The sequence below is a fragment of the Achromobacter deleyi genome, assembly GCF_016127315.1.
GTDB lineage: Bacteria > Pseudomonadota > Gammaproteobacteria > Burkholderiales > Burkholderiaceae_B > Achromobacter > Achromobacter insuavis_A.
The window spans coordinates 118781-133459 of sequence record NZ_CP065997.1; the positions used below are offsets into that span (position 1 = coordinate 118781).

4 protein-coding genes are annotated in these 14679 nt (G+C 71.7%); 2 read left to right on the top strand and 2 right to left on the bottom strand.

All coding sequences use genetic code 11. The annotated features are described in order from the left end of the window. The first annotated feature begins 118 nt into the window (after positions 1 to 118). Complete coding sequence (locus tag I6I07_RS00490; RefSeq protein ID WP_198485317.1) at positions 119 to 12514, top strand: filamentous haemagglutinin family protein; 12396 nt, start codon at positions 119 to 121, stop codon at positions 12512 to 12514. A 64-nt stretch (positions 12515 to 12578) separates the two neighbouring features. Here the strand turns inward: I6I07_RS00490 and I6I07_RS00495 are convergent, their stop codons facing one another. Continuing rightward, positions 12579 to 12938: a hypothetical protein gene (locus I6I07_RS00495; RefSeq protein ID WP_232625844.1), complete on the bottom strand. Its 360-nt coding sequence runs from the start codon at positions 12936 to 12938 to the stop codon at positions 12579 to 12581. Between the two features lie 221 nt (positions 12939 to 13159). Here I6I07_RS00495 and I6I07_RS00500 point away from each other — a divergent pair, with 221 nt between their 5' ends. After that, the gene (locus tag I6I07_RS00500; protein WP_198485319.1) at positions 13160 to 13924 is read left to right on the top strand and encodes an SDR family oxidoreductase; all 765 of its coding nucleotides are present in this window, start codon (positions 13160 to 13162) and stop codon (positions 13922 to 13924) included. An 11-nt stretch (positions 13925 to 13935) separates the two neighbouring features. On the opposite strand, the gene phbB is transcribed toward I6I07_RS00500, so the two are convergent. Continuing rightward, the gene (phbB, locus tag I6I07_RS00505; protein ID WP_198485321.1) at positions 13936 to 14676 is read right to left on the bottom strand and encodes an acetoacetyl-CoA reductase; all 741 of its coding nucleotides are present in this window, start codon (positions 14674 to 14676) and stop codon (positions 13936 to 13938) included. Positions 14677 to 14679 lie beyond the last annotated feature (3 nt).

Below are 14679 nucleotides of genomic sequence, written 5' to 3' on the forward strand. Positions count from 1 at the left end.
TCATAAAAAATTCATGCGGTTCGCTATGCCGACTGGACGAGCGTCATTCGACTAGATGAGTAAGCGGGCACGGTGGCCATGCCACTGGCGCCCTTCATCGACATTCCTGAATCACGCCATGTCCTCGTCCACGTCCGTCCCGCCTGCCGTCCGCGCCACGTCCTCGCTCGTCCCGCCGTCCTCCCGTCCGTTACGCGCCGCCAGGCGCCGCGCCCTCGGCGCGCGCAGCGGCTGGCGCCTGCGGCCGCTGTCGCAGGCGCTGGCCGTGCTGGCCCTGGCTGGCGGCTGGAGCGGCGCGGCGCACGCCCAGGCGCGCGCCTTCAGCTCAAGCTGGTTCGCTGACAAGAACGCAGTGCAGTCCACCGCGCAACGCACCGGCCGCATGCCCGACGGCAGCCTCGCCGGCATCGGCACCAGCGCGCGCCAGCAGGCCGAAGCGCGCCAGCAATTGCGGCATTCGCTCGACAACCTGAACCGCACCGCGGCCGCGGTGGCCGCGCAGCAGGCGGCGCAGGCCGCCGCCCGCGCCGCCGCGGCCAATGGCGGCGGCGTGCCCGACGGCCTGGTCGAAGGCGGGCTGTGGGAGGCCCGCGGCGCCCTGGCCAAATGGGAAGGCGCCAAGGCCGCCAAGCCCGGCACCGAGGACGGACGCCAGATCGTCACCATCGAGCAGACGCAATCGCGCGCGATTCTGAACTGGGACACCTTCAACGTCGGCCGCAACACCACCCTGCGGTTCCAGCAGAACAGCGGCGACGCCGTGCTCAACCGCGTGGTCGGCGCGTCCGCCCGGCCCAGCGAGATCCATGGCGCCATCAAGGCCGACGGCACCGTGCTGGTAGTGAACCAGAACGGCGTGATCTTCACCGGCACCAGCCAGGTGAACGTGCGCAACCTGGTGGCGGCCGCCGCCACCATCACCGACACGCAGTTCCGCGACAAGGGCCTGTACGCCGACGCCGACGGCACCCAGCCGACCTTCAAGGACGCGCTGGGCCAGGTGCGGGTGCTGGCCGGCGCCCGCATCGAGACCGCCGCGCCCGCCTCGGCCACGCAGGGCGGCGGCTACGTGCTGCTGCTGGGCAGCGAGGTGCACAACGCCGGCGCGATCCACACGCCGCGCGGCCAGGCCGCGCTGGCCGCCGGCGACGACTTCTATATCCGCAAGGGCTACGGCACCGACGTCAACCTGCGCTCGACCACCCAGGGCAACGAAATCTCCACCGCGATCAAGGCCGGCAGCAGCGCCGGCCTGGTCAGCAACACCGGCCTGATCACCGCGCCGACCGGCGACATCACCCTCACCGGCCGCACCGTGCGCCAGGACGGCGTGCTGCTGACCACCACCGACATCGGCGCGCGCGGCGCCATCCACCTGCTGAACCGCGCCGGCGACGCCAATGGCAGCATCACGCTGGGCGCGAGCGGCGTGACCGCCGTGCTGCTGGAGGCATCCGCCGTCACCGGCCTGGACGGCCAGCGCGACGCGGCCATCAAGGCGCTGGACGGCGGCATCGTCAACAAGACCGGCGGCGTGTTCGACAACCTCAGCACCGTGCGCGACCGCAGCGACCTGTCGCGCATCGAGATCGTGACGGGCAACCTGGCCACCTTCGCGGGCGGCTCCACCACGGTCGCCACCGGCGGCCAGATCGCCGTGTCGGCCAAGACCCGCAGCGTGCTGGAAAGCGGCGCGGAGCTGGACGTGGCCGGCGCCATCGGCGTGCGCGTGGCGATGGAAGCCAACAACCTGGCCATCAACATCCAGGGCAACGAACAGCGCGACGCCCCGGCCAACCGCGACAGCAAGCTGCTCAACAGCAACGACGTCTGGGTCGACCGCCGCACCCTGGTGCGCGTGGCCGCGGGCAACGGCTACACCTCCGACCGCTGGTACACCGCCGGCGGCCTGCTGGAGGTGAGCGGCTACCTGGCCACCAGCGGCCGCAGCGCCGCGGAATGGCTGGCGCAGGGCGGCACCGCCACTTTCACCGGCGGCGAACTGACGACGCTGGCCGGCTCCAACATCAACCTGTCGGGCGGCACGCTCGACGTGCAGGACGGCTTCATCCGCCAGATCTGGCTGCGCGGCGCCGACGGCCGACTTTACGACGTCTCGCGCGCGCCCGGCGACCTGCTCTACACCGGCCTGTACAAGGGCTTCGAGCAAACGCATGCGCGCTGGGGCGAGAAGGCCACGCGCACGTTCTACAACCCGTTGATCGCGCCGCGCGAGCGGTTTGAAAACGGCTATACCGTGGGCCGCGACGCCGGCCAGCTGATCGTCTCGACCAACCGCGCCAACCTGGCCGGCGCGCTGACAGGCGAGGTCTACCAGGGCTCGCGCCAGACCGAGGCGCCGCAGGCCGACATGGACGGCTACTACCAGTCGCAGGCCGCCGTGGCGCGCCGGGGCCGGCTGGTGGTGGGTTCCTACCTGCCGCAGTTCGACACCGCGTCGAACATGCTGGCCTGGCGCCTGACCGGGCAGGCCGCGCGGGTCACGGTCGGCACGGGCGCGGCGGGCGCCGACGAGATCCGGCTGGACGACGCCTGGCTCAACGCCGCCGACCTGGGCGGCCTCAGGCTGGCCGGCAAGGAGGCGGTGACGATCGACGCGGCGCTGCAGTTCGCCATGGGCGGCAACGTGCAGTTCTACGCGCCGCAAGTGGCCATCAATGCCGGCATCACGGCGGCCGGCGGCCGCATCGAGGCGGGCAACATCACCCGACAGATCAGCGGCAACAACCGCGTCGAGGACGACGCCGTCAATCCGCCCGCCGGCCAGCGCGCCGGCGTGTCGCTGGCGCCAGGCGCGGTGCTGGATGTGTCGGGCCGGTGGACCAACCTGTCGATCGACCCGTCCGACTCGGCCGCCCTGGCCTACCGCAACGGCGGCACGGTGGTGCTGCGCAGCACCGGCGACGTCGCGCTGGCCGCCGGCAGCCGCATCGACGTGTCCGGCGGCGCCGGGCTGCTGGCCAATGGCAAGACCCGCAATGGCCGCGGCGGCGATCTCACGCTGGTGGCGTCGGCCGCCTCCAGCGGCGGCCGGCTGCTGCTCGACGGCGAGCTCGCCGGCTACGGCGTGGAGGGCGGCGGCAAGCTGACGCTGCAGGCCGAGCGCGTGCGCATCGTCACGCGCAAGCAGCCCGGCAACGCCGGCGCGGCCACCGAGACGGTCCTGGCTGGCGCCGATTTTTCGCAGGGTTTCTCGCAATACGAAGTCATCGGCGCGCTCGGCGTGGAAGTGGAACCGGGCGCGGAACTGGCCGTGTCAATGCCGGTGCTGCGCTACGACGGCAATGCCCGCGCCACCCTCGACAAGGCGGTGGCCCTGCCGGTCTGGACGCCGGCGCTGTACCAGGAAGACCCCGTCAAGAGCGTGTTGACCCAGCGCAAGGGCGCCAGCCTGACGCTGCAGGCCGGCACCCCGCAGATCGCGCTGGCCGACGTGCCGCGCGCCGCGCTGCGGATCGGCGAAGGCGCGCGGGTCCAGGTCGACCCGGGCCAGAAGATCGACCTGCTGGGCGCGGGCCAGATCACGGTGAACGGCGTGCTGTCCGCCTGGGGCGGCCGCATCAGCGCCAACCAGCTCACCTTCGGCGTCTCGGAGCCGCTGGCCGGCGGTGGCCACGATCTGTCGATCTGGATCGGTGAACAGGGCGTGCTCGATGTGGCGGCGCGCGCCGCCACCGCCATCAACCGGCGCGGCGAAACCTACGGCAGGCTGCAGGACGGCGGCGCCATCGTGCTGGGCGGCCCGGTGGACCTGGCCAAGGGCCTGGTGACCGCGCCCGACCTGTTCGTGGTGTTGCGCCCCGGCAGCCGCCTCGACGCCTCGGGCGCCGCCGCCAATCTGCTGGTCAACGGCACGCCCACCGAACTGGCCAGCGCCGGCGGCGCCATCTCCATCTCGTCGGGCAACGGCTTGTACCTGGACGGCCAGCTCAGCGCCCGCGCCGGCGGCGCGGGCGCCGCGGCGGGCGCGTTGACGATCGGCCTGGATTCCCCCAACTACCTGAACCGCGTCACCCGGCCGCGCGTGCTGGCGCCGCGCGACTTCGTCCTGTCGGCGCAACAGGCGGCCGATGCCCTCGACGGCGCCACCGATCCGGCGACGCTGGCGAACAAGCTCGCCTATGGCCGCGGCGCGTTCAGCGTGGCGCAGCTCCAGCAGGGCGGCTTCGGAGACCTGACCCTGCTCAGCAACGGCCTGCTGACGTTCGACGGCGACGTGAACCTGCGCATGAACCAGAGCCTGCGCCTCATCGGCACCGAAATGGCGCTGTCGGAGCGCAGCGCGGCGCAGGCCAGGGTCAGCCTCGCCGCCCCCTACGTATTGCTGGCGGGCAGCGGCGTGCGCGGCGCGCCGGACGGTTACGTGCGCGCCCCGCTCAGCGCCTTGCCGAGCACCCGCGCCAGCGCCTCGGTGTTCCGCGTGGACGCCGGCTTCATCGATCTGCGCGACGGCGTCGTGCTCGGCGGCCTGCGCTCGCAACGCGCCAGCCCCGGCGCCGCGGCCACGTTCACCGGGCGCGGCTTCAGCCGCGCCGAACTGGTCAGCCAGGGCGACATCCGCCTGCTGGCCGGGGCCGGCAGCGTGCTGGTCGATCCGCGCAGCCCCTATACGACGCAGCTCTCCGTGCCGGGCGATCTGTTCCTGAGCGCCGCGCAGATCTACCCCGCCACCGGCGCCGCCGCCCAGATCGTCGCCGGCCAGGCGAGCGACGGCAGCGGCCGCAGCCTGTTCGACCCCGGCAGCCGCATCACCATCGCGCGCAGCACCGCCGTCGCGCCGGATGCCCCCTACAGCGTTTTTGGCCGCCTGCGCCTGGGCGCCGACATCATCGAGCAGGGCGGCGTGCTGCGCGCCCCGCTGGGCCTGATCGAACTGGGCATCGACGGCAACGAGAAAGGCGCCACGTCGCTGCTCAAGCTGCTGCCCGGCAGCATCACCTCGTCCAGCGCGCGCGGCCTCGTCATGCCCTACGGCGGCACCATCGACGGCATCAACTACAAGTACGTGGGCAACGACGTCACGCTGGTCGGCGTCGGCGCCAGCCGGGACAGCGGTGAACTGGGCATGGGCGTCGCGCTGGCGGGCAAGTCGGTATCGGTGCAGGCATCCGCGCTCATCGACCTGTCCGGTGGCGGCGACTTGCGGGGCGCGGGCTTCGTATCCGGCCGCGGCGGCTCCACCGACGCGCGCTTCAACCCGCTGGTGCAGATCAACGCGCAGGGCGGCGGCTTCACGCTGCCGGGCCTGGCCACCAACCCGGTCTACGCGCTGGTGCCCGGCAACCAGGCCGCCGTGGCGCCCTATGCGCCCGACGCCGGCGCCAGCCAGCCGCTGGCCGGCCAGCGCGTCACCATCGGCGCGGGCGTGCCGGGCCTGCCGGCCGGCACCTATACGCTGATGCCGTCCACCTATGCCCTGCTGCCCGGCGCCTTCCGGGTGGAAATCAACGGCGCGGCGGCCGGCAATCCCGCCGCCGGCGCCCAGGCGCTGCGCAACGGCTCCTGGGCCATCGCAGGCAGCCTCGGCATCAATGGCACCGACGTGGCCAGCGCCATTGCCAGGCAGCTCATCGTCACGTCGGGCCAGACCCTGCGGCAGTATTCGCAGTACAACGAGATGGACTACGCCGCTTTCGTGCGCGCCGACGCCGCGCGCCGCGGCCTGCCGCGCGCGCTGTTGCCGGCCGACGCGTCCACCCTGAAGCTGCTGCTGGCGAGGGACGCGCCCGGGCAGCCCTTCAGTTTCAATGGCCGGGCCGACTTCAGCCCCGCCACCGGCGGCTATGGCGGTACCTTCGCGGTGGTGCCCAGCACCTCCAGCAACGCCCCGCTCGAGATCACCGCGCCGGGCGCCGGCCGCACGCCGGGCTTCACCGGCCTGTCGATCGACGGCGCGCAGCTGAACGCCGTGAACGCGCCGCGCCTGTCGGTGGGCGCGACGCCGTTCGTGGACTACAAGAGTTCAGGCACCAGCGTCGGCTTCGGTTATGCCTACACCCGCTTCGGCAGCATCACGGTGCGCAGCGGCGCCGCCCTGTCGGCGGCGGAAATCTTCCTGACCACGAACACCCTCACCGGCGGGATCGACATCGAGCGCGGCGCCACGCTGAACACCATCGGCCGCGGCCGCGCGCCCTACGACTCCCGCGATGGCTATAGCTACGGCGCCGGCACGGCCAGCCTGCTGGCCGTCTCGAACGGCTGGCTCGACGTGCTGCCGCCCGCGGCCGACCAGGGCGCCAACGCCGGCGCGGGCCCGATCCGCATCGGCACCTGCGGCCCCGCTGCCTGCGCCGGGGAGGCCCTGATCTATACGGAAGGCACCCTGGCCGCGGCCACCAACAAGGCGTTCGACCTGGGCGTCGACGTCGGCTACGGCGCCCGCTACCTGACGCTGGCGGTGGGCGCCATCAACGCCGGCACGCAGGCCTCGCTGGCCGCCGCGGCCGCGCGCGGCGTCCTGGGCAGCGGCCTGAGCCTGGACCAGTCGCTGCTGAACCGCCTGCTGGCCGGCGATGCCCGCTTCGGCGCGCCCGCCCTGGAAATGCTGACGCTGTCGGTGGCCGACGCCTTCAATTTCTATGGCACCGTGACCCTGGACGCGCTCGATCCGGCCACCGGCAAGCCGCGCCTGAAGACGCTGGCGCTGACCGCCCCCGCCCTTTACGGCGACGGCCAGGCGGGCGACGTCGCCACCCTGCGCGCCGGCGAACTGGTGTGGAACGGCTCGACCCGGGCCGCGCCCGGCCTGAGCGCCAACGGTGCGGGCACCGGCCGCGGCACGCTGAACCTGGAGGCCTCCCGCATCGAGTTCGGCTACGGCGCCTACACCCAGCCGCAGAACGCGCTCGACAACGCGCGCCTGGCGCTGGGCTTCGGCACCGTCAACCTGGTCGCCAGCGACCGCATCAGCGCCAACAACCAGGGCAGCCTGGGCGTCTACGAATCCCGCGGCGCCTATGACGCCAAGACCGGCTGGCAGTACCTGGGCGGCAACCTCAACCTGGTGACGCCGCTGCTGACCGGCGAGTCGGGCTCGGTCAACCGCCTGCGCGCCGGCGGCCGCCTCACGCTGAGCCAGCCCGCGGCCATGCCCACGGCCGCGCCAACGACGCGCGGCCTGGGCGCGGAGCTGTCGCTGGAAGCCGGCGACCTGCGCATCGACGGCCGCATCGCCCTGCCGACCGGCAAGCTGACGCTGCGCGCCGACGGCAACGTCGCGCTCGGCGCCAACGCGGTGCTGGACCTGGCCGGCCGTCCGGTGCCGTTCGACGACGTCACCAAGTACAGCTGGGGCGGCGACGCCATCATCGAAAGCCGCCACGGCAACGTCACGCAGGCCGCCGGCGGCGTCATCGACCTGTCGGCGCGCTACAACCGCGCCGGCCGGCTGACGGTCACCGCGCTCGACGCCAACGCCGGCGTGGTGGACCTGCAGGGCCGCATCCTGGGCTCGGCCTCGGGCGACTATGACGCCGGCGGCACCTATGTGCCCTACGCCTATGGCGCGGCCGACATCCGCGCCCGCGTGATGGACTTCGCCGGACTGAACCGGCGCCTGAATGAAGGCGAAGTGTTCGGCGGCCGCAGTTTCCGCCTGGCCCAGGGCGACCTGGTGATCGGCGACGAACTGCGCGCCCGCGAGATCAACGTCTCGGTCGACAACGGCAGCCTCACGGTCACCGGCCGCATCGACGCCAGCGGCGCCGCGGCCGGCAGCATTCGCCTGGCGGCCGCCAATGGCCTGCGGCTGGCCTCCAACGCCGTGCTCGACACGCATGGCACGCTGCTGCGCGTGGACAGCTACGGCAAGATCATCGACGCGCCCAACCGCGCCGTCATCGAGCTCAATGCCGGCAACGGCACGCTGCGGCTGGACGCCGGCGCGCGCATGGACCTGCGCGCCGGCACGGACTCGGCCGCCAACGACGGCCGGCCGCGCGGCACGGTGGAACTGAACGCGCCGCGCCTGGGCGGCGCCACCGGCGGCGACATCGACATCGACGCGCGCGGCCCGCTCGACATCCACGGCGCGCGCAGCATCGCGGTCAACGGCGTCTGGGTCTACAAGGACGCCCCCGCCGGCACCGAAGTGAATGCCGGCGACAAACCCTACCAGGTCATCGACCAGGCCTATCTGGAACGCCTGCACGGCGACAGCCGCGACTTCATCACCCACGCGCTGGCCAACGGCAACCTGCTGGACGTCAAGCTGGCCGGCCTGCGCGCCTACGCCGACGCGCTGCATCTGCGGCCCGGCGTGGAAATCCGCAGCACCACGGCGGACGGCGACCTGGTGGTGCAGGGCGATATCGACCTGTCCCGCTACCGCTATGCCAGCATCAACCCGCACACCCCGTTCACTGCCGTGTACGGCTCGGGCGAAGTGGCCAACCTGGTGATCCGCGCTGGTGGCGATCTGCAGATCCACGGCAGCATCAACGATGGCTTCGCGCCACCACCGTCGGTGGTGGCGGACGCCAATGGCTGGCGCCTGCTACCGGGCGTCGATTTCACCGGCGGCAACCTGATCACGCCGCATGCCGGCGTCAAGCTGGAGGCCGGCACCAAGCTGCCAGGCGGCGTCACCCTGAACTACGATGTGCCGCTGGCCGGCCTGTTCATCGGCCAGGGCACCGTGGTGCCGGTGGAAGTCGCGCTGGCGCAACCCCTGACGATTCCCGCGGGCACGGTGCTGTCGGCGGCGATCCTCAACCCGGACGGCAGTGTCGCCCATGCCGCCGGCACCATCCTGCGGCAGGACCTGACGCTGGCCGCCAACATGAAACTCGCGCCTGGTGCGCTGTTGCCGGTCGCCATCAGAACCGCGGCCCTGATCTGGCCGGCGGGTGTCCCCCTGCCCGGCTCGCTCGACCCGGCGACCAGCGCGCTGGCCAACATGGTGACGTTGAGCGGCGCCGTCACGCTGCCGCGCGGCGCGCTGATTCCGTCGGGCTCCAACGTGGTGTTGGCCGCCGGCGTGGAATACGTGGATCTGCGGCCGCGGGACAACGGCATGCAGGGCCTGCCCTGGGCGCTGGCGCCGATGCTGGCGGAAGGATCGCAGTCGTGGTCGCTGCGCCTGGTCGGTGGCGCCGACCTGGGCGCCGCCGACACGCGCACGACCCAGCTGGGCGAGGCGCGCGGCAACCTGGTGCTGGCCGACAGCCACTACGGCATGTTCGGCTACGACAAGCCGGGCAACTATCGCTGGACGCAGCAGGCGGCGGACGATTTCGGCATGCCCGAACTGGTCGACACCGTCATCGACGAGGATTTCGTGCGCGATATGGTCGGCTATCCGGATTCCGGCAGCCTGTGCCTGGAAATCCCTTCCTACTGCCAGCCCAACGACGTCAGGACCTACGACTACCGCCCCGCCACCGCCCGCTTCAGCGTGCTGCGCACCGGCACCGGCGACCTCGATCTGCTGGCCGGCGGCAACCTCGACATGCGTTCGCTCTACGGCGTCTACACGGCTGGCGCGTCCTCCGTCGCCACCCAGGCCGGCGATCCCTACAACCGGCCGCGCGTGGTCGGCGTGAAGGGCAAGGTCACGCTGGACGGCTCCGAGTCCTTCGAACCCTACGTCGACGGCGGTTCGCAAAGCGTGTACCGCGCCTGGTATCCGGACGGGGGTGGCAACCTGACCCTGCGGGTCGGCGGCAACCTGACCGGCGATGTGATGCGCACCTCCGAGGCGACCTACGGCCGCCCGCTACAGCTCTCGCAAGGCTACAACAGCGAAGAGGCCGCCAACTGGCTGTGGCGCCAGGGCACCGGCGCCGCCCCGGTCGGCGAGGCCGTGCCCACCGCCTGGTGGATCAACTTCGGCACCTATGCGACGCGCGGCAGCGGTGGCGCCGACGAGTTGCTGGGCTTCACCGGCTTCGGCACGCTCGGCGGCGGCAACCTGAGCGTCGGCGTCGATGGCGACGCGGGCATCCTGCAATCCCAGACCATGGCGTTCAGCCTGCGTCATCTCAACGCGCGCAGCCAGGCGCTTACGCTGGCCATCGGCAGCACCGGCCGCGTGCTCGCCGACGGCACCCTGGCGCTGACCGGCGGCGGCGACCTGGACTTGCGGGTGGGAGGGCGCCTCAATCCCATCGAAGCCCGCTATGGGGTCGAATCCGGCGGCGCGATCACCAACCTGCGCGGCCAGACCCAATTGCAGGCGCTGTCCATCGGCCATCTGGAGATGCTCTACAACCTGAACGCCGAGCGCGATACCCGCGCCGTGGACCGCTACAAACCCGCCCTCGCCGTCGGTTCGGGCGGCCTGACGCTGGCGCCGGGCGACAGCGCCATGCAGATCCTGTCACTGGGCGACCTGTCGATCGAGCGGATCTCGGATCCGGGCCGCGGGGAGGCCGTGAGATCGGCCTTTCGCCAGGCCGACGGCACGCTCAGTCCGTTCGGCGGCTCGTCCTGGTTCTCGCTGTGGACGGCGGCCAGCGCGATCGACCTGTTCAGCGCGGGCGGCAATCTGCTTCCGTTCAGGAACCAGCGCGTCGATAACGACGGCCTGATGGTGTTGCCGTCGCAACTGGGCGCGGTGGCCGCCGGCGGCAACATCTACTACCAGGGCGACGCAGTCCTGGCGCCGGGCGCGCGTGGCAGGCTGGACCTGCTGGCCGTCGACTCGATCTACGGCGGCGGCAAGCAGATCAGCCGCAGCGGCGCCGCGCCCTCCGCGATCGCGTCCCTCTACCAGCCGGGCTTCCTGGGCTGGATTCCGAACGAATACGACCTGCCGAAGGAAGGCCCCACCTCGCTGTCGCCGGACGGCTCGCAGGGTGAAGGCGTGCTGTTCGCGTTCGGCCCCGGCAGCACCGCGATTGCGGGCACGACCTCGCCGTCACGCTTCTACGCCATGGAAGGCGACCTGGTCGGCCTGAGCAGCGGCCGGCAGATCCGTTTCGGCACCGACATTTCCCCCACCGGCCGCCAATGGCAGATCGGCCATGGCCCGGTGCGCATGCTGGCCGGGCGCGACATCGTCGGCAGCGGCAGCCTGCTCGGCTCCGTCAACAGCTTCAGCGGCGCGGTCCCTTACACCTACACCGATAACCTGTTCCTGCACGGCGATGCGCACGACGTCTCCACCGTCAGGGCCGGGCGCGACATCCTCTACGGCAATTTCACCGTCGGCGGCCCCGGCACGCTGGAGATCTCCGCCGGCCGCAACATCCTGATGGAAGGCCAGGCCGCCGTCATCAGCCTGGGACCCATCCTGGCCGGCGACGCCCGGCCCGGCGCCAGCATCGTCATGCAGGCGGGCCTGGGCGCGGCCGGCGCGGACTACGCCGGCTTCCTCAAGCGCTACCTGGACGGCAGCCGCGTCGCCGATCCGGCCCGCCCGCTGACCGACCAGGGCATGCCGTTCAAGACCTATGAAGCCGAATTGCTGTTGTGGCTGACGCAGGCCTACGGCTTCGCCGGCAGCACCGCCGACGCGCGCGCCTATTTCGACGCCCTGCCGCCGGAGCAGCAGCGCATCTTCGCGCGCCAGGTCTATTTCGCCGAGCTGCGCGCCGGCGGCCGCGAGTATGGCGACAAGGCCAGCCCGCGCGTCGGCAGCTACCTGCGCGGCCGCCAGGCCATCGCCGCGCTGTTCCCGGGACAGGACGCGCCGTACCAGGGCGCCATCACTCTCTACGGCGCCGGCGGCATCCAGAGCCGCAATGGCGGCGACATCCAGGTGCTGACGCCGGGCGGCGCGCAGGTCTACGGCGTCGAAGGCGTGGCGCCCCCGGCCTCGGCCGGCGTCGTCACCCAGGGCAGCGGCAACATCCAGCTGTACGCGCAGGACAGCATCCTGCTGGGCCAGAGCCGCATCATGACGACCTTTGGCGGCGACATCCTGGCCTGGTCGGCGCAGGGCGACATCAACGCCGGCCGCGGCGCCAAGACCACCGTGGTCTACACACCGCCGCGGCGCGTGTACGACGCGGTCGGCAACATCAGCCTGTCGCCCGCCGCCCCCGGCACCGGCGCCGGCATCGCCACCCTGGCGACCCTGGCCGAAGTGCCGGCCGGCGACGTCGACCTGTACGCGCCGCTGGGCACCATCGACGCGGGCGAAGCCGGTATCCGCGTCTCCGGCAACGTCAACATCGCCGCCCAGAACGTGCTCAACGCCGCCAACATCAAGGCCAAGGGCGACAGCGTCGGCATCCCGGTCACCGCCACCGTCAACACCGGCGCGCTGACCTCGGCCAGCGCCGCCGCCAGCTCGGCCGTCAGCGCGGCGCAGGACTCGGCGCAGCGCAGCCAGAACCAGGCGCGGCAGAACCAGCCGTCCATCATCAACGTGCAGATCCTCGGGTACGGCGCGGAACCGGTGGCGGGCGCGACCGCGCCCGCCACGCCGCAGGAGGTGTCGTCCTACCGCCCCAACAACATGGTGCAGGTGGTGGGCGACGGCGCGCTGACGCCAGCGCAGCTGGCGCGGCTCAGCCAGGAGGAAAAGCAGGCGTTCGGCCTGTAGGCGGCCTACCGGCACGCACAGACGGCGAAACCGCCCCGGACCCCAGGGTCCGGAGCGGCGGCATTCAGAAGCCCGGGATCTTCTTCAGGCAGACATCGACCACGGCCATCACCTGCGCGCCCAGCCGTTCGCGCTCGGCGTTGTTGGCATTGGTCGCCAGCAGTTCGTCGTAGCGCAGGAAGTCCTTCACCGGCACCTTGGACTGCAGGCCGTCCATCACGCACTGGCAATAGCCCTTGGCCTTGGCGTCCACGTCGCTGGCGGCGATGGCGGGCGGCGCCTTGGCCTTGAAGCCTTCCAGGCAGGAACCGTAGGTGGCGCGTTGCACCTCGGGCGGATATTCCGTCTTCTTGCCGCAAGCGGCCAACAGCAGCAAAGCCATTGCGCCCGCGCCCAGGGCGGCGCGGCGGGACCGGACTGTCATGGCGTTCCTCGGTATTCGATCGACCAGCGCTGATTGTGGCATGGCCGTGGCGGCGCCGCATCCCGGCTCGGGAGCCGGACCCGGCCAGCCTGGCGTGGTCCTTACGGGCGCGCGCCCCGCCGGACCGTCCCGCCCAGGGAAAGGGGCGCAAGAAGCGGATAGACCGGCCGGCCCGGCATGCCTATCGTCGGGGATCACTCCCCCAACGGAAAGAAACGATCATGCAGCAACTGACCGGCAAAGTCGCGATCATCACCGGCGCCAGCTCGGGCATCGGCTACGAGGCGGCAAGACTGTTCGCCCGCGAAGGCGCCCGCCTCGTGGTGGTGGCGCGGCGCCAGGCCGAACTGGAACACCTGGTCGCGGCCATCGAGGCCGATGGCGGCCAGGCCGTGCCACTGGCCGGCGACGTGCGCGACGAGGCCGTGGCCGAGGCCGCCGTCACCCTCGCCGAACGCCGCTTCGGTGGACTGGACATCGCCTTCAACAACGCCGGCATGACCGGCGACGCCCTGCCCCTGCACCAGATTCCACCCGACGCGTGGCGCCAGATCCTGGACACCAACCTGAGCAGCGCCTTCCTCGGCGCGCGCCACCAGATCCCGGCGATGCTGCGGCGCGGCGGCGGTTCGCTGGTCTTCACGTCCACCTTCGTCGGCCACACGGCGGGCTTTCCCGGCATGGGCGCCTATGCCGCCAGCAAGGCCGGCCTGATCGGCCTGACCCAGGCGATCGCCGCCGAATATGGCGCCCAGGGCATCCGCGCCAACGCCCTGCTGCCGGGCGGCACCGACACGCCGATGGGCCGCGCCTCGATGGACTCGCCCGAGGCGCGCCGCTACGTCGAGAGCCTGCATGCGCTCAAGCGCCTGGCCAGCCCCGCCGAGATCGCGCGCTCGGCCCTGTACCTGGCGTCGGACGCGTCCAGCTTCACCACCGGCACGGCATTGCTGGTGGATGGCGGGGTGTCGATCAATCGGGGGTAATGGCGCCCCGCTCAACTCATATACACGCCGCCATTGATCGCATAGTTCGCGCCGGTCACGAACGCCGCCTCGTCAGAAGCCAGCCAGGCGCACAGCCCGGCCAGGTCCTTGGCGGTGCCCAGGCGGCCCACCGGCACGCTTTCGATGATGCGGTCCAGCAGCGCCGGCGGGAACGCCTTGACAGTGTCGTCGGCGATGAAGCCCGGCGACACCAGGTTGACGGTGACGCCGCGCGCGGCCACTTCCTGCGCCAGCGAGCGCGTGAAGCCGATGACCGCGCCCTTGGCGGTGGCGTAGTTGATCTGGCCGATCTGGCCTTTCTCGGCGGCGACCGAGCCGATGTTGATGATGCGGCCCCAGCCGCGCTCGGCCATGCCCTCGACCACCTGCTTGGTGCTGTTGAACAGCGTGTCCAGGTTGCTGCGCAGCACCGCCGACCAGTCGGCGTGGCTCATCTGGCGAAAGCGCATGTCGAGCATGGCGCCGGCGTTGTTGACCAGCACGTCGATCTCGCCGACCTCGCGCCGCACCTTGGCGAAGGCGGCCTCGGTCGAGGCCCAGTCGGTGGCGTCGCCTTCCGAGGCGCTGAAGTCGTAGCCCAGCGACTTCTGTTCCTTCAGCCAGTGGTCCTTGCGCGACGAGCGCGGCCCGCAGCCGGCGATGACGCGGTGGCCCGCGTGGTGCAGCGCCTGGCAGATCGCGGTGCCCGTGTGGCCCATCCCGCTGGTGACGTAAGCAATGCGCAAAGCCATGAA

Bases quoted from the DNA above. Each gene is read 5' to 3' on its own strand.
- I6I07_RS00490 (WP_198485317.1), top strand. From the start codon at position 119: ATGTCCTCGTCCACGTCCGTCCCGCCTGCCGTCCGCGCCACGTCCTCG.
- I6I07_RS00495 (WP_232625844.1), bottom strand. From the start codon at position 12,938: ATGACAGTCCGGTCCCGCCGCGCCGCCCTGGGCGCGGGCGCAATGGCT.
- I6I07_RS00500 (WP_198485319.1), top strand. From the start codon at position 13,160: ATGCAGCAACTGACCGGCAAAGTCGCGATCATCACCGGCGCCAGCTCG.
- phbB (WP_198485321.1), bottom strand. From the start codon at position 14,676: ATGGCTTTGCGCATTGCTTACGTCACCAGCGGGATGGGCCACACGGGC.